Origin of the sequence: Variovorax monticola, from assembly GCF_051216855.1 — a bacterium.
In the GTDB taxonomy this organism is placed as follows: Bacteria; Pseudomonadota; Gammaproteobacteria; order Burkholderiales; family Burkholderiaceae_C; genus Variovorax.
Genome location: NZ_JBPJZP010000004.1, coordinates 405,855 through 425,062, shown reverse-complemented (window position 1 = coordinate 425,062; position 19,208 = coordinate 405,855). Strand labels below are relative to the sequence as shown.

General features: G+C 68.1%; 17 protein-coding genes. 16 read left to right on the top strand and 1 reads right to left on the bottom strand.

The window, feature by feature from the left end; all coding sequences use genetic code 11:
• Positions 1–198: 198 nt before the first annotated feature.
• From dapF to ACSFA5_RS16535, 6 genes are all read left to right on the top strand, one after another.
• Positions 199–1,074, top strand: coding sequence for a diaminopimelate epimerase (gene dapF / locus ACSFA5_RS16560; protein ID WP_435445127.1), 876 nt, complete (start codon positions 199–201; stop codon positions 1,072–1,074).
• Positions 1,071–1,772, top strand: a complete 702-nt coding sequence (locus tag ACSFA5_RS16555) for a DUF484 family protein (protein ID WP_435445126.1) — start codon at positions 1,071–1,073, stop codon at positions 1,770–1,772. Before dapF ends, ACSFA5_RS16555 begins: the two co-directional genes overlap by 4 nt.
• A complete protein-coding gene (locus ACSFA5_RS16550; RefSeq protein WP_435445125.1) occupies positions 1,769–2,404 on the top strand; it encodes a YdcF family protein in 636 nt (211 codons plus the stop codon). The genes ACSFA5_RS16555 and ACSFA5_RS16550 overlap by 4 nt, the downstream gene beginning before the upstream one ends.
• Positions 2,379–3,377: a tyrosine recombinase XerC gene (locus tag ACSFA5_RS16545; RefSeq protein WP_435445124.1), complete on the top strand. Its 999-nt coding sequence runs from the start codon at positions 2,379–2,381 to the stop codon at positions 3,375–3,377. Before ACSFA5_RS16550 ends, ACSFA5_RS16545 begins: the two co-directional genes overlap by 26 nt.
• Before the next feature lie 6 nt (positions 3,378–3,383).
• The gene (locus ACSFA5_RS16540; RefSeq protein ID WP_435445123.1) at positions 3,384–4,604 is read left to right on the top strand and encodes a class I SAM-dependent rRNA methyltransferase; all 1,221 of its coding nucleotides are present in this window, start codon (positions 3,384–3,386) and stop codon (positions 4,602–4,604) included.
• A 118-nt stretch (positions 4,605–4,722) separates the two neighbouring features.
• The gene (locus ACSFA5_RS16535; protein ID WP_435445122.1) at positions 4,723–5,778 is read left to right on the top strand and encodes a CobW family GTP-binding protein; all 1,056 of its coding nucleotides are present in this window, start codon (positions 4,723–4,725) and stop codon (positions 5,776–5,778) included.
• A gap of 138 nt (positions 5,779–5,916) precedes the next feature.
• Here the strand turns inward: ACSFA5_RS16535 and ACSFA5_RS16530 are convergent, their stop codons facing one another.
• A complete protein-coding gene (locus ACSFA5_RS16530; protein ID WP_435445121.1) occupies positions 5,917–7,416 on the bottom strand; it encodes a YdgA family protein in 1,500 nt (499 codons plus the stop codon).
• A gap of 403 nt (positions 7,417–7,819) precedes the next feature.
• On the opposite strand from ACSFA5_RS16530, the gene dksA reads away from it, so the two are divergent.
• From dksA to ACSFA5_RS16480, 10 genes are all read left to right on the top strand, one after another.
• Positions 7,820–8,785 (top strand): RNA polymerase-binding protein DksA, encoded by a 966-nt coding sequence (dksA, locus tag ACSFA5_RS16525; RefSeq protein WP_435445120.1) that lies wholly within the window; start codon positions 7,820–7,822, stop codon positions 8,783–8,785.
• Between the two features lie 46 nt (positions 8,786–8,831).
• A complete protein-coding gene (locus tag ACSFA5_RS16520; RefSeq protein ID WP_435445119.1) occupies positions 8,832–10,535 on the top strand; it encodes an STAS domain-containing protein in 1,704 nt (567 codons plus the stop codon).
• Between the two features lie 58 nt (positions 10,536–10,593).
• Positions 10,594–11,139 carry an ATP-dependent protease subunit HslV gene (gene hslV, locus ACSFA5_RS16515; protein ID WP_435445118.1) on the top strand — a complete coding sequence of 182 codons (546 nt, stop codon included), beginning with the start codon at positions 10,594–10,596 and terminating at the stop codon, positions 11,137–11,139.
• Positions 11,140–11,141: 2 nt separating this feature from the next.
• On the top strand, positions 11,142–12,470 hold the full coding sequence (gene hslU / locus ACSFA5_RS16510; RefSeq protein ID WP_435445117.1) for an ATP-dependent protease ATPase subunit HslU: 1,329 nt from the start codon (positions 11,142–11,144) through the stop codon (positions 12,468–12,470).
• A 273-nt stretch (positions 12,471–12,743) separates the two neighbouring features.
• Positions 12,744–13,172 carry a division/cell wall cluster transcriptional repressor MraZ gene (mraZ, locus tag ACSFA5_RS16505; protein WP_093442007.1) on the top strand — a complete coding sequence of 143 codons (429 nt, stop codon included), beginning with the start codon at positions 12,744–12,746 and terminating at the stop codon, positions 13,170–13,172.
• Between the two features lie 8 nt (positions 13,173–13,180).
• The gene (rsmH, locus tag ACSFA5_RS16500; RefSeq protein ID WP_435445116.1) at positions 13,181–14,104 is read left to right on the top strand and encodes a 16S rRNA (cytosine(1402)-N(4))-methyltransferase RsmH; all 924 of its coding nucleotides are present in this window, start codon (positions 13,181–13,183) and stop codon (positions 14,102–14,104) included.
• Positions 14,105–14,106: 2 nt separating this feature from the next.
• Positions 14,107–14,472, top strand: coding sequence for a cell division protein FtsL (gene ftsL, locus ACSFA5_RS16495; protein ID WP_435445115.1), 366 nt, complete (start codon positions 14,107–14,109; stop codon positions 14,470–14,472).
• The gene (locus ACSFA5_RS16490; protein ID WP_435445114.1) at positions 14,469–16,217 is read left to right on the top strand and encodes a peptidoglycan D,D-transpeptidase FtsI family protein; all 1,749 of its coding nucleotides are present in this window, start codon (positions 14,469–14,471) and stop codon (positions 16,215–16,217) included. The genes ftsL and ACSFA5_RS16490 overlap by 4 nt, the downstream gene beginning before the upstream one ends.
• 2 nt (positions 16,218–16,219) lie before the next feature.
• On the top strand, positions 16,220–17,776 hold the full coding sequence (locus tag ACSFA5_RS16485; protein WP_435445113.1) for a Mur ligase family protein: 1,557 nt from the start codon (positions 16,220–16,222) through the stop codon (positions 17,774–17,776).
• The gene (locus tag ACSFA5_RS16480; RefSeq protein ID WP_435445112.1) at positions 17,773–19,206 is read left to right on the top strand and encodes a UDP-N-acetylmuramoyl-tripeptide--D-alanyl-D-alanine ligase; all 1,434 of its coding nucleotides are present in this window, start codon (positions 17,773–17,775) and stop codon (positions 19,204–19,206) included. Before ACSFA5_RS16485 ends, ACSFA5_RS16480 begins: the two co-directional genes overlap by 4 nt.
• Positions 19,207–19,208 lie beyond the last annotated feature (2 nt).

The following is a 19,208-nucleotide window of genomic DNA, read 5'->3' as shown; positions in this document are numbered from 1 at the left end:
CCTTCCGGGGGAAGGCTGGGATGGGGGCAGGCAGGGCGCCCAACAGGTACGCCGCTGGCCCCCACCCCAGCCCTCCCCCGGAGGGGAGGGAGAAAAACCCTGGGGTCCGTCTTTTCAGTGGTTCATGCAGGCTTCTCCCTCGGGCTTTCGTTTGGGCCCGCGGTCGTAAAGGGCGGGGCCGGTGGCGATAATCCCGGGATGCGAATCCGCTTTACCAAGATGCAGGGCGCCGGCAACGATTTCGTCGTGCTGGACGAAACACGCGGCACGCTGGGCCTCAGCGCCGCGCAATACCGTTTTCTGGCCGACCGCCATTTCGGCGTCGGCGCCGACCAGATCCTCACGGTGCGGCCATCGCCGTCGGCAGGCATCGACTTTCAATACGTCATTCACAACGCCGACGGCGGCGAGGTGGAGCAATGCGGCAACGGCGCGCGCTGCTTCATGCGCTTCGTCAGTGAACACAAGCTCACCGACAAGCGCGAAGTGCGCGTGCAGACGCTGGCCGGCGTCATCGCCCCGCGCATGGGCGACGACGGCCGCGTGACGGTCGACATGGGCGCCCCGGTGTTCGAGCTGGCACGCGTGCCCTTCGATGCGGCCGGGCTCGACGCGCAGCCCGACGGTTCATGGGAAAAGTGGCACCTTGCCCTTGGCACACGTGCGGGTACCGCTATCGTTTCGGTAGCGGTGCTGTCGATGGGCAACCCGCACGCGGTGCAGGTGGTCGACAACGTTGACACCGCCCCGGTGGCCGAGCAGGGCCCGCAGATCGAGCACCACCCGCGCTTTGCGCAGCGGGTGAACGCGGGCTTCATGCAGGTGGTGGACCGCACGCACATCCGGCTTCGGGTGTTCGAGCGCGGCGCCGGCGAAACGCTGGCCTGCGGCACGGGCGCGTGCGCGGCGGTGGTGGCGGGCATCAGGCTCGGCCTGCTGGACCGCACGGTCGACGTGCAGACGCACGGCGGCATTCTCACGATCGAGTGGCAGGGCGAGGGTCAGCCGGTGCTGATGACCGGCCCGGCCACCACGGTTTTCGAAGGCGACATCGAGGTTCCCGACTTGACATGACTTCCTCCCACAACAACAACGACGCCAACGCCATGAACCCGATCACCGAGGACGACATCGCCAACTACCTGGCGAACACGCCCGACTTCTTCGAGCGCCATGCCCAGCTGCTGGCGCAGGTGCAGCTCACCAGCCCGCACGGCAACCGCGCCGTGAGCCTGCAGGAGCGCCAGGCCGAGATGCTGCGCGAGAAGATCAAGGCGCTGGAGCACCGCCTGATGGACATGGTGCGCCACGGCACCGAGAACGTGGTCATTGCCGACCGCCTGCAGCGCTGGACCAAGGGCCTGCTGACCACGCGCGACCCGCGCAGCCTGCCGTACCGCATTGCGGTCGACCTGCAGTCGCTGTTTTTGGTGCCTCAAACGGCCATCAAGGTGTGGGACTGCAGCAGCGAATATCTCAACGAAGCCTATGCCCAGTGGGTGAGCGACGACGTGAAGGCGCTGGCCACTTCGCTGACCTCGCCGTACTGCGGGCTCAACGCGGGTTTCGAGGCCGCCGACTGGCTGCCGGAGCCGAAGTCGGCCCTGTCGATCGCGCTGATTCCGCTGCGCGCCGACCCCGAGTCGCCGGCCTTCGGCATGCTGGTGCTGGCGTCGCCCGACGCGCAGCGCTTCAACGCCGAGATGGGCACCGACTTTCTCGAGCGCATCGCCGAGCTGGCCTCGGGCGGGCTGTCGCGGCTGCGTCCTTGAGCCGCGCACGCGGGTTGCGCCGGCCCTGGCAGGTGCTGCTTGCCGGCGGTCTGCTCGCCGGAGTGCTGGCCTATGCGGCCATCGGCGCCTTCATCTGGTGGCAGGCCGAAACGCTGTTGGCCAACCCGCCGCAGCGCCCGGCCGACGCGGCGCTGGTGCTGGGCAGCCGCGCCTACCTGAACGGCAAGCCGCACCCCTGCCTGGCGGGCCGGGTCGACACGGCGTTGGCGCTGGCCAAGACCGGCCTGGTCAAGCAGCTCGCCTTCACGGGCGGGGTGGATTCCGAAGACGGCCGCACCGAGGCCCTGGCGATGCAGGAGCGCGCCGTGGCGCAGGGCTTTGCCGGGCCGATGCTGCTGGAGTCCGCCTCGACCTCGACGCGGCTGAACCTGTCGCTGTCGCTGCCGCTGCTGCAGGTGGCGGGGGTGCGCAGCGTGGTGATCGTGTCGGAGCCGTTCCACCTGTGGCGCGTGCAGCGGCTGGTGAAGATGAGCGGCTTCGACCGCAGCTTCGACGTGCAGTACGCGGCGGCGCCCACTTCGTGCTGGAACGCGCTGGGGCCGCTGTCGAAGGGCGCATTGCGCGAGACGGCGGCCATCGTGAACAATGCCTTCCGTGGCTTCCTCTTCTGAGCCCGCGCTTCCGGCCGATGCGGGCTGGATCGACAAGTACCTCGCGCATGTGCGCGTGGAGCGCCGGCTTGCGGCGCGCACGGTCGAGCTTTATGCCTTTCACCTGAAGGCGCTGACCGACAACGCGGCCGAGGCCGGGCTGCCGCTGGACCGCGTGCAGACGGCCCACATCCGCCGCTGGATGACCCGGTTGCACAGCGCCGGGCGCGAGCCGCGCGGCATTGCGCTGGTGCTGTCGTGCTGGCGCAGCTTTTACCGCTGGCTGGGCCATGAGGGCCTGATCGGCTTCAACCCGGTGCAGGACGTGCATGCCCCCAAGGCGGGCCGGCCGCTGCCCAAGGCGCTGGGCGTGGACGACGCGGTGCGCCTGGCCGAACTGTACGACGCCGAGGCCGACCCCTGGACCGAGTCGCGCGACGGCGCCATCGTCGAGGTGCTGTACGGCTGCGGGCTGCGCGTGAGCGAGCTCACGGGGCTCGACGCGCAGCCCAGCCACACGGCGCGCGGCTGGATCGACCTGGACGCGGGCGAAGCCAACGTGCTGGGCAAGGGCAGCAAGCGGCGCATCGTGCCGTTGGGCAGCAAGGCGGCCGAGGCGCTGCGCGACTGGCTCGCGGTGCGCGGCGACTGCGCGGCCATCACCGTGGCGCAGGTGCGCGATGCGCAGGCGGCTGCGGCCCTGTTCATCAGCGCCAAGGGCGTGCGCATGTCGTCGCAGGCGGTGTGGAAGCTGCTGCGCGAGCGCAGCCTGAAAGCCGGCCTGGCCGCGCCGGTGCACCCGCACATGCTGCGCCATTCGTTCGCCAGCCACGTGCTGCAGTCGAGCAGCGACCTGCGCGCGGTGCAGGAGCTGCTGGGGCACGCGAGCATCGCCACCACGCAGATCTACACACGGCTGGACTTCCAGCATCTGGCCAAGGTCTATGACCAGGCCCATCCGCGCGCGAAATCGCGCGAAGACAAAGACAAGTAAGAACACATGAAAATCCTGCGCCTCAAACCCGGCAAGGAGCGCTCGCTCCTGCGTCGACACCCCTGGGTCTTCGAATCGGCCATTGCGCGCGGCGGCGCCGACTCCGGCGAAACGGTGCGGGTGGAATCGCACGACGGCGCGTTCCTGGCCTGGGCCGCGTTCAGCGCCGAATCGAAGATCCGCGCGCGGGCGTGGAGCTTTGTCGAAACGCAGCGCATCGACGCGGCGTTTCTGGCGTCGGTGTGTGCTCGCGCGGTGAAGGCCCGGGGCCTGTTCGACCTGCAGAGCGACGGCGTGCGCATCGTCCACGGCGAGGCCGACGGCCTGCCGGGGCTGATCGTCGACCGCTACGGCGACACGCTGGTGGCCCAGTTTCTGTCGGCCGGCGTGGAGCGCTGGAAGAGCGTGCTGGCCGATGCGTTGCTCGAAGCCACGGGCCTGACCAAGCTTTATGAGCGCTCCGACGCCAGCGGGCGCGAGCGCGAAGGGCTCAAGCCCGTCACGGGCTGGCTGCGCGGGGAGGGCGCCACCGACATCACCATTCGCGAGCACGACTGGCAGCTCGGGCTGAACATCGCGACCGGCCACAAGACCGGCTTCTACCTCGACCAGCGCGACAGCCGCCAGCGCTTTGCCGAACTGGCGAAGCACCGGCGCTTCAAGCGCGTGCTGAACTGCTTTTGCTACACGGGCGGCTTCACCGTGGCGGCGCTGGCCGGGCTCAAGGCCGCGGGCGCGCTCGACGGGGCCGAGCTGGTGTCGGTCGACTCGTCGCTGCCTGCCCTGAACCTGGCGCGCGCCAACGTCGCGCTCAACGGCTTCGGCGGCGAAGGTTCGGGCGTGAAGACGGAGTTTCTGGACGCCAACGTCAACACCCTGCTGCGCGAGTTCGTCGACCAGGGCCGCACCTTCGACGCCATCGTGCTCGACCCGCCCAAGTTCGCGCCCACGGTGGCGCACGCCGAGCGCGCGGCGCGGGCCTACAAGGACATCAACCGCCTGGCGCTGAAGATATTGGAGCCGGGCGGCGTGCTGCTGACCTTCTCGTGCTCGGGCGGCATCGGTGCCGACCTGTTCCACAAGATCGTGGCCTCGGCGGGGCTGGACGCGAACGTGGACGGCTACATCAGCGAACGCCTGGGCGCGGCGCCCGACCATCCGATGACGATCGAATTCCCCGAGGGCGAGTACCTGAAGGGGCTGGTGGTGGTCAGGAAGCCGCTCTGACACAGGGCCTGACACTTCCTTGACCCCTTCGCCAACGCAACTCAGTGGCATTGGCTAAACTTCCCGCCACGCCTTTTTCGGCTCTTTTCCTGTTTTCCGCTTCCGGAGCACTCCCCCTATGGCCCTCATTCCCGCGACCATCCTCACCGGCTTTCTCGGCTCGGGCAAGACCACCCTGCTCAAACGCATCCTGACCGAAGCCCACGGCCAGAAGATCGCGGTCATCGAGAACGAGTTCGGCGAAGAGAACATCGACAGCGACATCCTCGTCACGGAGTCGAAAGAGCAGATCGTGCAGATGAGCAACGGCTGCGTGTGCTGCACCATCCGCGAAGACCTGCGCGAAGCCCTGCAGATGCTGGCCGCCAAGAAGCGCCAGGGCCTGCTGGACTTCGACCGCGTGGTCATCGAAACCACCGGCCTGGCCGACCCCGGCCCGGTGGCGCAGACCTTCTTCATGGACGACGAAATTGCCGAGAGCTACCTGCTCGACTCGATCCTGACGTTGGTGGACGCCAAGCACGCGCCGCAGCAGCTCAACGACCGCCAGGAAGCGCGCCGCCAGGTGGGCTTTGCCGACCAGATCTTCATCAGCAAGAGCGAGCTGGTGTCGGCCGAGGAAACCGAGGCGCTGATTCACCGCCTGAAGCACATGAACCCGCGCGCGCCGCAGCAGAAGGCGCACTTCGGCGACGTGCCGCTGAAAGACATCTTCGACCTGCGCGGCTTCAACCTGAACGCCAAGCTGGACATCGACCCCGACTTCCTGAAAGAAGAAGACGCGCACGACCACGCAGGCCATGACCACGCGCATGGCGAGGCCTGCGACCACCCCTCGCACAAGCACGAAGGCCACGGCCACCACCACCACACCGACGACGACGTGAAGAGCTTCGTCTACAAGGCCGACCGCCCCTTCGACCCGGCCAAGCTGGAAGACTTTCTGGGCGCCATCGTCAACATCTACGGCCCGCGCATGCTGCGCTACAAGGGCGTGCTGAGCATGAAGGGCACCGAGCGCAAGGTGATCTTCCAGGGCGTGCACCAGCTGATGGGCAGCGACCTGGGCCCGGAGTGGGGCAAGGACGAAGTGCGCCAGAGCCGCATGGTGTTCATCGGCATCGAGCTGCCGCGCGAAATTCTGGAACAAGGCCTGGAGCAGTGCCTGGTCTGAGTTCCTGAATTGCTCCTTCCCCCGCTGGGGGAAGGTGGGGATGGGGGCAGGCCGTCGACAAGGCGCTGCGTTTTTTGGGGAAGCCGTCGTGCCCCCACCCCGGCCCTCCCCCAGCGGGGGAGGGAGAAACACACCGGACTACTTGCCGAGCGCGGCCAGCGGCTTGCCGTTGATCTTCAGGCTGCCTTCGGTGAACTCGATCTGCCCGGTCACGTCGTCGCCGTCGCGCTTCACGAAGCCCTTTTCCTCGCCTTGCTCGACCAGGCCCGCCACCATTTCGGGCGGAGGCGTCTGGCCGCTCTCGGCGCCGGTTTCGGCCAGCTTTTCGAGCCACTTCATCGGCAGCCGTGCGTTGGCCTTGAGCGCGCCGCGCTTCATCAGCAGGGCGGTGCCGGGCAGTTGCAGGTCTTCGTCGGTCACGCCGGCCATGCCGGCCATGTAGCTGATTTCGCCGCGCTTGCCGTCGATCTCGACCACCATCTTGTCGATGCCGGCTTCGGGGCTGTACTTGGCCATGGCCTTGAGGTCGGGCGCCAGCTGGTCGGCCAGGGCCTGCATCGCGGCCTGTGCGGCCTTGCCGCCACCCTTGCCGCAGCCGTTGACGGCGCTGGACTGCATCCAGGCGTCGGCCAGCTTCTTGTAGCCGGCGGCATGGATGCGGCGCGCGCTGCTGGTCAGCTCGAACTTGTCGATCTTGGTCTCGCCGATCTTGCCGGTGCCCTTGACGGTGCCGCTGGACGCATAGAGGCCATCCTTGATGCCGGCTTCGCCGAGCAGGTCGAGGCCCTGCAGCAGCACGGTGGTCACGATCTTGGGCGGTGTGTCGGCCGGCACGGCCGAGGCGCCCGGCACGCCGCCGGCTTTCTTGACGACGAGCTCCAGCGTGTCGAGCTTGCCCTCGGTCTTGCCGGTGGACAGGAACCAGCCGGCGCTGCTGTCCATGTCGGCCTTGGCGGTGAGCTTGCCCATCTTCAGGGTGGTGCCGGTGCGCGCGTCGTTGAAGTCCAGGCCGGGCATGGTCATGTCGTAGCGCACCTGGGTGCGCGCGGCGTTCACTTCCATGCGGGCCTGCGCACCTTGCCAGGCGAACTGGCCCTTGCCCTCTTCGGTCAGCTTGGCAGGGGCGACGACCAGGTCGGTGGTGAAGGCGCCGCCGAAGCCGACCTTGGTGTGCGCCGTGAAGGGCTTGGCCTCGCCGAACAGCTTCTTCAGGTCGGCCTGGGTCTTGGCGTCGAGCACCAGTTCGCTGTCGATGGTGGCAGCCGCGAGCGAGCCGCCGGCAATCGGGCCGTGGTGGATGGTGTCGCGGATGGTGATGCGCAGCGGCTTGGGCGGCTTGGCGTCGGCTTCTTCGTCGTCGGCGTCGGCTTGCTCGCCTTCGGCGGGCTTGGCCGGGGTGGCGGGGGCCGCCGTGGCATCGGCCGCGCACCCGATTTCCAGGGTCACGGTGCTGACGGCGCCTAGAAAGCCGCGCTCGTACTGGCGCTCGACCACGCGCACCAGCGCGGTCTGCTTGGGCAACTCTTCGAAGGCGCTGTCGTAGCGCGACTTGACCTGCGACCCGGCATACCAGGTGCTGCCGCCGTAGGCCACCGCGATGGCCGCGGCCAGGACGCCCAAAACTGCTTTCTTGCTCAAGGTTGTTCTCTCTTTTATGTCGAATGATGGGATAGGCCCCCGCTGCCGAATGGGCAAACCAGGGCAGGGCGCGGGCCTGCGTCGTCCCCCCGACAACGCCGCGCGATGCTAACGGAGTTGCCGGCGGCGCCGACCGGCTGGCACGGACATCGCGCGCGTCGGCGAGTTCTCTATACAATCGCGCGCCTGTTCCGCCAGCCACTCTCGTCCACATGGACAAGATGTGACTTCCGGCACGGGGCGCCGCACGTTTGTGGCGGGCTTTCGGGGGTATAACCCCGGGGTTCGTCACTGGCGAGCACCCCGACAACGGAGACACCGAGCGGCCTGAAAGCCGCAGGGTCTCCATGGGAGGAGACACCCAGTGAAAGCGCGTTCCAGTTCGTCAAAGGAGCCAGTCACCGTGAAGAAACCCGCCGCCAAGGCCACGCCAGCAACCAAGCCCGCCACCAAGAAGGCGCCGGCTGCGAAGCAGGCTGTACCTGCGGCAAAAAAGGTTTCCGCTGCTGCACTCGACTCCGCCGCGAAGGAGAAAAGCGCCTCCAAAAAGCCCGCAGCACCACCGGCCAAGGCCGAGACCGCTGCGAAGAAGTCCGCCAAGCCTGCCACTGCTGCAACCAAGACCGCAGGCGCGGGCCCATCGTCATCCAAACCTGTCGGCCGCCCTGCTGCCGTTCCTTCTGCCCCCTCGAGTCCCATGAAAAAAACGGCTGCCGCCTCCACTTCCGCCCCGGCGACACCCTCGATTCCCGCTCAAACCGCCACGCCCGCTCCCGCGCGTGGTGGCCGCGTGTCCCGGCTGTCGCAACTGACCGTTCCCTCGATGCCGCAGTCCGTGGCCTCGACCGCCGCCAAGTCCAGCTTCTCGCAGGCACCGTCCACCGCGCTGGTGCCGCCGCCGCCCCTGGCTGTGAAGAAAGACCCGAAGCTGGCCAACAACTGGAAGGGCAAGACCGCCGCCGAGCTGATCGATGCCGAAGTCATCGCCATGCCCGACGACGAGTACATGAACGAAAAGCAGATGGCGTTCTTCCGCCTGAAGCTCGTGGAACTCAAGCGCGGCATCCTCGAGAACGCCGGCGAGACCACCGAGCACCTGCGTGAAGACACGGTGGTCGTGCCCGACCCGGCCGACCGTGCCACCATCGAGGAAGAGCACGCCCTGGAGCTGCGCACGCGCGACCGCGAACGCAAGCTGCTGAAGAAGATCGAGCAGTCGATCCAGCGCATCGACGCGGGCGACTACGGCTACTGCGACGAAACCGGCGAGCCCATCGGTGTCGGCCGCCTGCTGGCACGCCCGACCGCCACGCTGTCGCTCGAAGCGCAACAGCGCCGCGAGCTCAAGCAGAAGATGTTCGGGGATTGATCAGGCACCCAGCCCAGGACACTTTTCGCTCGACAGTCTTCATCGCATGGCCAAGGAAGAATCGGGCCGCCTTTTTTCCAAGGTGGCCAAGTTTGTTCGCAATCCCCTGAAGGATTGGTCGGAGCTCGACGCGCCGGCCGCGGCCGACTCCTCGCTGCCCGACCAGACCTACAGCCGCGAGATGCTGAAGGAAATGATCGAGCGGCGCCAGCGCAACGACTTCGTGCGCCGGCGCGAGTTCGACATGCTGCGCAAGCTGCGCCAGCGCGAGGCCGCCTCCCACGCCTCCGACGCGACGGTCACGCCGTCTTCTTTCAACGTCAACAGTTCCACCGAGAAGCTCGAAGGCCGCGCGCTCACGCTCAAGAAGATCGACGAGATCGAAGAGCAGATGTCGCAGCAGTGGTGGAAGGGGCGCGGACCGAACGGCGAACCCCTGGCGAGCCCGCCGCCGGACGCCGGCGCCGAGACGCTGCCGCCCGTGCACGACGAGCCTGCAGAAGAGGCGCTTCGGCGGCCGGCGGTTGCCGCCGCGCCCATGGCGCAGTCGGCCGCCCAGTCCCCTGCCCAGTCGCCCGTGCCCCATCTCCACGTCGATGCGCAGGTGTCGGTGCCTGCCGACATGCCGCTGACCTCGTCGCATCTCTCGCACGACGGCGCGCTCGAAGAGGCGGTGATCCGCTTCGCGCACGGCGACGACACGGGTGCCGAAGCGATCCTGCTGCAGGCCCTGGCCTCCGACAGCGCGCCGCCCGGCGAGGCCGAGCACGGCCCCGCGGCCGAGCGCGACGACGACCGCTGGCGCGCCCTGTTCGATCTTTACCGCGCGACCGGAGACGCCGCCAAGTTCGCGGCCGCCCGCATGCGCTATGCCCAGCGCATGCGGCGCATGGGCCCCGACTGGGTCTCGCTCGAGGACCTGGCCCGCAGCGTCAAGGCGGTGACCGCCAGCGAAGAAGCGGCAGAGGCCTCCGCCGAGAGTGGCGCGCAGGCCGACTGGGCCAGCCCGGCGCGACTGGCGCGCGAAGGCCTGGTGGAACTCACGCGCGCCCTGTCGAAGGCGGGCTCGGTCTGGACGCTCGACTGGCGCAGTCTGGGCGGCATCGAGGCCGACGCGGCCGCGCCGCTGCGCGTGCTATTCAATCACTGGGCCGATTCGCCGGTGCAACTGCGCTTCATGGGGTCGCCGCAGCTGCTGGCCGTGCTGTCCGAGGCAGCGCCCAACAACGAGCGCGGCACCGACGACGTGTGGTGGCAACTGCGCCTGGCTGCGCTGCGCCTGATGCACCTGCCCGACGACTTCGAGCTGGTGGCGCTGAACTACTGCATCACCTACGAGGTGTCGCCGCCGTCATGGCAGGACCCGCGCGGCGAATGCACCGCGCTGGCCGCGCCGCCGGCGAACCGGCACAGCTCGGTGTGGTCGCTGCTGTCGGTCGGCGGGAACTCCGAGAGCTTTCCGTCCACCGACACCGGTTTTGCCGCGCTGGCGGGCGATTTGCGGGGCGCATCGCTGTCGAACTGGCAGCGGCTGGACCACGACCTGCGGCACACCGCCGCGCCGGTCATTTCCTGTGCCGCGCTGCTGCGCATGGACCTGGCGGCCGCGGGCACGCTGCTGAGCTGGGTGCGGGCGCGCGATGCCAACGGCGAGCGGGTGCAGTTCGTCGACACCCACCGCCTGATTGCCGCGCTGTTCAACCTGGTAGGCATTGCCGATCACGCGACGGTGGCGGTTAGAAAAAACTAAGGCCCCGGCCCGCCCTGGCGCGGGTTGCATTGCCGGTGGACATCCCCAGATGGCTGCGATGGAACAGTTTCACGGCACCACCATCGTGAGCGTGCGCCGCAAGACCCCCCAAGGCGATCAGGTCGCCATTGGCGGGGACGGGCAGGTCACTCTCGGCACCATCATCATCAAGGGCACGGCGCGCAAGGTGCGGCGGCTCTATCACGGCAAGGTGCTCGCCGGCTTTGCCGGCGCCACGGCCGACGCCTTCACGCTCTTCGAGCGCTTCGAGGCCAAGCTCGAAAAGCACCAGGGTCACCTGACCCGCGCGGCCGTCGAGCTCACCAAGGACTGGCGCACCGACCGCGTGCTGCGCAAGCTCGAGGCCATGCTGGCCGTGGCCGACGCCACCACCTCGCTCATCATCACCGGCAACGGCGACGTGCTGGAGCCCGAAGACGGCGTGATCGCCATCGGCTCGGGCGGCGCGTATGCGCAGTCGGCGGCCAAGGCGCTGCTGGACAACACCGACCTTTCTGCCGAGCAGATCGTGCGCAAATCGCTGGCGATCGCCGGAGAAATCTGCATTTACACGAACATGAACCACACCGTGGAAGCGCTCTGACCATGTCCATGACTCCCCAGGAAATCGTCTCCGAGCTCGACAACCACATCGTCGGGCAGCCGGCCGCCAAGCGCGCCGTGGCCATTGCCCTGCGCAACCGCTGGCGCCGCCAGCAGGTCGACGAAAAGCTGCGCAGCGAGATCACGCCCAAGAACATCCTCATGATCGGCCCGACGGGCGTGGGCAAGACCGAAATTGCGCGACGCCTGGCACGCCTGGCGGACGCGCCTTTCATCAAGGTCGAGGCCACCAAGTTCACCGAGGTGGGCTACGTGGGCAAGGACGTCGATTCGATCATTCGCGACCTGGCCGAAATTGCCGTCAAGCAGACGCGCGAATCGGAAAGCATCAAGGTGCGCGCGCGTGCCGAAGACGCGGCGGAAGAGCGCATCCTCGACGTGCTGCTGCCCCCCGCGCGCGGTGCCGAAGGCGCGACGCCCGCGCTGGACGGCCCCAACCCCACGCGCCAGGCCTTTCGCAAGAAGCTGCGCGAGCACCAGCTCGACGACAAGGAAATCGAACTCGACCTGGCCGAGACCCGCACGCCGCTGGAAATCATGGGCCCGGCCGGCATGGAGGAGATGACCGAGCAGCTGCGCGGCATGTTCGGCCAGATGGGCGGGGGCAAGCGCAAGACGCGCAAGCTCAAGATCGCCGAGGCCATGCGCCTGCTGATCGACGAGGAAGCTGGCAAGTTGATCAACGAGGACGAGATCCGCGCGCAGGCGATCCACAACGCCGAGCAGAACGGCATCGTCTTCATCGACGAGATCGACAAGGTGGCCACGCGCAGCGACGCGCAGGGCTCCGACGTGTCGCGCCAGGGCGTGCAGCGCGACCTGCTGCCGCTGGTGGAGGGCACCGCCGTCACCACCAAGTACGGCGTGGTGCGCACCGACCACATGCTGTTCATCGCGAGCGGCGCGTTCCACCTGAGCAAGCCGAGCGACCTGATTCCCGAGCTGCAGGGCCGCATGCCGATTCGGGTGGAACTGCAGTCGCTCTCGGTGTCGGACTTCGAGAGCATCCTCACGCAAACGCGCGCGTCGCTCGTGAAGCAGTACCAGGCGCTGCTGGCCACCGAGGGCGTCACGCTCGAGTTCACGCCCGAGGGCGTGAACCGCCTGGCGACCATTGCGTACGAGGTGAACGAGCGCACGGAGAACATCGGCGCGCGCCGCCTGTCGACCGTCATGGAGCGCCTGCTCGATGAGGTAAGCTTCGACGCGACCCGCCTCGAAGGCCAATCGATCCGCATCGATGCCGCCTACGTCGACCTGCGCCTTGCGGCACTAAGTCACGACGAAGATCTTTCGCGCTTCATTCTCTGAAGCCGCTTCTTTGGCCCCTGTAACGGCGGCCGCGCTTCACGCATCACTTTCACTGCGTGAGCTAAGTACTTCATCCTCAACGAAATTCGCCGATTCCAAACTTTTGGAATCGGCGCTAAGTTGTTGATTCCATTACAAAAAATACCACCAACGGCCAGTTGCTTCCCAAGTGTTTCCTGCTACAGTGCAAAAAAGTGCAGTTAAGTGGGAAAAAGTGCGGGTAGTGCCCCCTTCGGGTGCTGCAGCACCTCCCAACACAGGGGTTTCGTGGTCGTGTTTCAAGGCGCTTCATCGCTCAGTCTGGATGCCAAGGGGCGGCTCTCAGTGCCGACCCGGCATCGCGACGTCCTGAGCGCCACGGCAGGCGGCCAGCTCACGATCACCAAGCATCCGCACGGATGCCTGATGGTGTTCCCCCGTCCCGAATGGGAAAAATTCCGCGACCGCATCGCCGCGCTGCCGATGTCGGCACAGTGGTGGAAGCGCGTCTTCCTGGGCAACGCCATGGACGTCGAGATGGACGGCACCGGCCGCATCCTGGTCTCGCCCGAACTGCGCGCCGCCACCGGCATCGCGCGCGACACGCTGCTGTTGGGCATGGGCAACCACTTCGAGCTCTGGGACAAGGCCACGTACGAGGCCAAGGAGGCCGAGGCCACCCAGGGCGAGATGCCGGATGTGTTTCAGGACTTCGCGTTCTGAGGACTCACGTGAACACTCCATGGACCCATACGACCGTCTTGCTGAACGAAGCGGTGGAAGCCCTTCTTTCAGGCAGCACGGCAGCCCCCGGCACCTATGTGGATGCCACCTTCGGTCGGGGAGGGCACGCACGCGCCATCCTCTCCAGGCTGGCGCCGGAAGGCAGGCTGATCGCATTCGACAAGGATGCGGAAGCAGTGGCCGAAGCAGCGCGCATCTCCGATGCGCGTTTTTCCATCCGGCACCAGGGATTCCGTTCGCTGGGTGAACTGCCCGATGCCAGCGTCGACGGCTTGCTGATGGACCTGGGCGTGAGTTCGCCGCAGATCGACAACCCGGTGCGCGGTTTCAGTTTTCGTTTCGACGGCCCGCTCGACATGCGCATGGACACCACGCGCGGCGAGAGCGTGGCCGAGTGGCTGGCAACAGCCGAACTTCAGCAGATTGCAGAGGTGATCCGTGACTATGGCGAAGAACGGTTTGCTGTTCAGGTTGCAAAGGCGATTGTTGCTCGCCGACAAGAACGGGGCCCAATTTCAACCACCACCGAACTGGCCGAGCTCGTGGCTGGCACGGTCAAAACCCGCGAGCAGGGCCAGAACCCTGCAACGCGCACATTTCAGGCTTTTCGGATTTTCATCAACGCCGAGCTTGAAGAGCTGCAACAGGCGCTAGAGGCCAGCCTCTCGGTGCTGAAGCCCGGCGGGCGGCTCGCGGTGATCAGCTTCCACTCGCTGGAAGACCGCATCGTGAAGCAGTTCATCGCGAAGCACTCGAAGGAGGTCTACGACCGCCGCGCGCCCTTTGCCGCCCCCAAGGTGATGAAGCTCAACGCGCTCGAGCGCATCAAGCCGTCCGACGACGAAGTGCGCGGCAACCCGCGCTCGCGCAGCGCCATTCTTCGCGTGGCCGAACGCACCGAGGCTGGCTGATCATGGCCCGCATCAACCTGCTCCTGCTGCTGGCCGTCGTGGCGACGGCGCTGTACCTCGTGCACACGCAGTACCAGTCGCGCCAGCTCTACACCGAGCTGGACCGCGTGCAGCAGGAGGCCCGCCGCCTGGAGCTGGACCATGACCGCCTGCAGGTCGAAAAACGCGCCCAGGCCACGCCGCTGCGCGTGGAAAAGCTCGCCAAGGAGCAGCTGCAGATGCGCACCACATCGCCGGCCATCACGCAGTACGTGCGGCCCGACGGCTCGGTGATTCCAGCCGTGGCCCCGGTGGCGCCGGCCGTGCCCGCCACCGCGGGTGCGAAGCCCGCGGCCAAGCCGGTCACCGCAGCGAGGGTTCCGCGATGAGCCGCCGCAGCGTGCGCTACACCACCAGCCCCTTGCTCGCGAGCAAGACGCCGGTGTGGCGCAGCAAGTTCATCGTGGCGGGCATCGCGCTCGGCTTCGTCATGCTGGCGGGTCGCGCCGCCTACGTGCAGGTGTTCAACAACAGCTTCTTCCAGCGGCAGGGCGAAGTGCGCTTCGCGCGCACGCTGGAGCTGCCGGCCAACCGGGGCCGCATCCTCGACCGCAACGGCCTCATCCTGGCGTCCAGCGTGGTCGCGCCCAGCATCTGGGCGATTCCCGAAGACATCGAGCGCGACGACCCCGAGGTGCGCGCCAAGCTCAAGCAGGTGGCCAAGCTGCTCGAGATGCCGCTGAAGGACTTCGACAAGAAGCTCGAAGACGAGGACAAGACCTTCGTCTGGATCAAGCGCCAGGTCGACGAGCCGGTGGCCAAGCAGATCGCCGCGATGGGCCTCAAGGGCATCTACCAGCGCCGCGAATACAAGCGCCAGTACCCCGAAGGCGAAGCCGCCGCGCACGTGGTGGGCTTCACCAACGTGGAAGACAGCGGCCAGGAAGGCATCGAGCTCGCGTTCAACAAGGAGCTGGCCGGCAAGGCCGGCTCGCGCCGCGTCATCAAGGACCGCCTGGGCCGCGTGGTCGAGGGCGTGGGCGACACCGTGCCGCCGCTCGACGGCAAGGACATCCAGCTGAGCGTGGACAGCAAGGTGCAGTTCTTCGCCTACCAGAAGCTGCGCGACGCCGTCACGGCGCGCCGCGCCAAGGCCGGCAGCGTGGTGGTGCTCGACAGCACCACCGGCGAGGTGCTGGCGCTGGCCAACTACCCCAGCTACGTGCCCGACAAGCGCCAGAACCTCACCGGCGAGCAGTTGCGCAACCGCGCGGTCACCGACACCTTCGAGCCCGGCTCGACCATGAAGCCCATCACCGTGGCCATGGCGCTGGAAGCCGGGCGCGTGAAGCCCTCGACGCTGATCGACACCGGCCCCGGCCGCTTCCAGATCGGCGGCTTCACCATCAGCGACACGCACAACTACGGCACGCTGACGGTCGAGGGCGTGATCCAGAAGTCGAGCAACGTCGGTGCCCTGAAGATCGCCCAGAAGATGACCCCGCACGAGATGTGGGACACCTACACCGCGCTGGGCTACGGCCAGAAGCCGCAGATTCAGTTTCCCGGCGCCGTGACCGGCCGGCTGCGCCCGTGGAAGACCTGGAAGCCGGTCGAGCAGGCCACCATGGCCTACGGCTACGGCCTGTCGGCCTCGCTGTTCCAGATGGCGCATTCGTACACCTCGTTCGCGCACGACGGCTCGCTCATTCCGGTCACCATCCTGAAGAACTCCGAGCCGCCGGTCGGCGTGCGGGTGTTCTCGCCCTCCAACGCGCTGGCCGTGCGCAAGATGCTGCAGATGGCCGCCGGCCCGGGCGGCACCGGCACGCGCGCCCAGACCATCGGCTATTCGGTGGGCGGCAAGTCGGGCACGGCGCACAAGCAGGTCGGCAAGGGCTACGCGAGCAACAAATACCGCGCCTGGTTCACCGGCATGGCACCCATCGAGAAGCCGCGCATCATCGTGGCCGTGATGATCGACGAGCCCAGCGACGGCCAGTACTTTGGCGGCGTGGCCGCGGCGCCCGTGTTCAGCGAAGTCGTGCAGCAGACGCTGCGCATGATGAACGTACCGCCCGACCTGGCGGTCAAACCGCTGGTGATGACGCAGGGCGTCGACGAGAGCTTCTGACCATGCTGACCTTCACTTCCCCCCCATTGGCCGCGGCCTGGCTCAAGGAGCGCGCGCCGCAGGCCGCGCTGCACGCCGACAGCCGTGCCGTGGGCGCGGGCGATGTCTTCATCGCCTGGCCCGGCGCCGCCACCGACGGGCGCAAGCACGTGGCGGCCGCGCTGGCGCAGGGCGCGGTGGTGTGCCTGGTGGAGCACGAAGGCGTCGAGGCCTTCGGCTTCGACGGCAACGAACGCATCGTGAGCTACCCCGGCCTGAAGGCCGCCACCGGCCCGATCGCCTCGGCCTTCTACGACAACCCCTCGGCCCTGCTCGACGTGCTGGCTGTGACCGGCACCAACGGCAAGACCTCCACCGCCTGGTGGCTCGCCGAATCGCTCTCCACGCTGCGCGCGGCCGGCGGTGTGCGCGCGATGAACCCCGACGGCAGCCTGCAGCGCGATGCGCCGTCGCCCTGTGCCGTGATGGGCACGCTGGGCATCGGCGTGCCGCCCGAACTCACCTACACCGGCCTGACCACGCCCGACCCCGTCATGATGCAGCGCGAGCTGCGTTCGCTGGTGTCGCGCGGCTTCGGCGCCTGCGCCATCGAGGCCTCGTCCATCGGCATTGCCGAACGCCGCCTCGACGGCGCGCAGATCGCGGTGGCCGTGTTCACCAACTTCACGCAGGACCACCTCGACTACCACGGCAGCATGGACGCCTACTGGCAGGCCAAGGCCGAGCTGTTTCGCTGGCCCGGCCTGCGCGCCGCGGTGATCAACATCGACGACACCCACGGCGCCAGCCTGTGCGCCAACCTGATCGACGCCGGCATCGGCGCGCTCGATGTGTGGACCGTGTCGGCCGACGGCAGGCCGGCCCGCCTCATGGCGCGCGACATCGGCTACGACGCGCAGGGCCTGCAGTTCTCGGTGGCCGAGCAGGGCACGACCGAGGTGCAGCGCCTGTCGACCGGCCTGATCGGCCAGTACAACGTGGCCAACCTGCTGGGCGTGCTGGGCACGCTGCGCGCGCTGGGCCTGACGCTGGCGCGGGCGGTGGCGGCGTGCGCCAGCCTGACGAGCGTGCCGGGCCGCATGGACCGCGCAGGCACCGGCGACGGCGCGCCTCTGGCCGTGGTCGACTACGCCCACACGCCCGACGCGCTCGACAAGGCCCTGATCGGCCTGCGGCCGCTCGCGAAGCAGCGCGGCGGCGCGCTGTGGTGCCTGTTCGGCTGCGGCGGCGACCGCGACCCGATCAAGCGCCCGATGATGGCCGCCGTGGCCGAGCGCCAGGCCGACCACGTGGTCGTCACCAGCGACAACCCGCGCAGCGAAAAGCCCGACGCGATCGTTGCGCAGGTGCTGCGCGGCTTCTCGCGCCCCGAGGCGGCGCAGGTGCAGCCCGACCGCGCGGCCGCCATTGCCGACGTGCTCGCGCAGGCGGCTCCGCAGGACGTGGTGCTGATCGCCGGCAAGGGCCACGAGGCGTGGCAGGAAATTGCCGGCCAGCGCATCGCGTTTTCAGACAAGGCCCATGCGCTGCAAGCGCTGGCCCGGCGAGGTGCGGCATGACCGGCACGACATCGCTCGATATCACGCTGGCCCAGGTGCAGCAATGGATTCCGGGTTCGCGCCTGGTGGGCGACGCCTCGACCGTCATCGCCCGTGTGCACACCGACACGCGCACGCTCGGGCCCGGCGACCTGTTCGTCGCGCTCAAGGGCGAGCGCTTCGACGCCAACGGCTTTCTCGCCGAGGCGAAGGCGCAAGGCGCCGTGGCGGCCATTGCGCACCACGGCCTCGAAGCCGCCGGCCTGGCCGGGCTCGAAGTGGCCGATTCGCTGGCCGCGCTCGGTGCGCTCGGCGCCGGCTGGCGCGCGCAGTTCGCATTGCCGCTCATTGCCGTCACCGGCAGCAACGGCAAGACCACGGTCACGCAGATGATCGCGGCGGTGCTGTTCGCCGGTCGCGCCGAACGCGCCCTGGCCACCGCCGGCAACTTCAACAACGAGATCGGCGTGCCGCTCACGCTGCTGCGCCTGCGCGCGGAACACCGCCGGGCGGTGCTCGAACTGGGCATGAACCATCCGGGCGAGATCGCGCGGCTGGCCGCCATCTCGCGCCCGACCATCGCGCTGGTCAACAACGCGCAGCGCGAGCACCAGGAGTTCATGGCCAGCGTCGAAGCGGTGGCCATCGAGAACGCCGCCGTGTTCGCGGTGCTGCCCGACGACGGCACCGCGGTGTTCCCTTATGGCGACACCTTCACCGCGCTGTGGACCGACATGGCGCGCGCCGGCGGTGCCCGCCGCTGCATGACTTTCGGCGAGCCGGAAGACGCCGACATTTCGCTGGAGCGCGCCGAATGGGCGCAGGGCGCCTGGGCCGCGCGCATTCGCACGCCGCTGGGCGCCTTCGACACACGCCTGCACATCGCCGGGCGCCACAACGTCGTGAACGCGTTGGCGGCCACGGCCTGCGCGCTGGCGGCCGGCGTGTCGCTCGAGACCATTGCCGCCGGCCTGGCCGCCTTCGAGCCGGTCAAGGGCCGCTCGCGCGCCAGCGAAATCGTGTTGCACGGCGGCCATGCGCTCACGCTGGTGGACGACAGCTACAACGCCAACCCCGATTCGGTGATCGCCGCCATCGACGTGCTCGCCGCCCTGCCGGGCCCGCGCCTGCTGGTGCTCGGCGAAATGGGCGAGGTGGGCGACCGCTCGCCGGAGTTCCACGCCGAAGTCGGCGCCTGGGCCCGCAAGCGCGGCATCGAGTCGGTCTACACGCTGGGCGCCGCCACGGCGCACGCCGCCACCGCCTTCGAGGGCGGAGCCGACGGACAACATTTCGACGGGTTCGACGCGCTGGGCGCGGCCGTGCTCGCGCGCCTGCCGCAGGTCGGCAGCGTGCTGGTCAAGGGATCGCGCTTCATGAAGATGGAGCGCGTGGTGCAGGCCATCGAGGCGCACGCACAACCACAACAACAAAAAGGAGGCCGGTCATGATG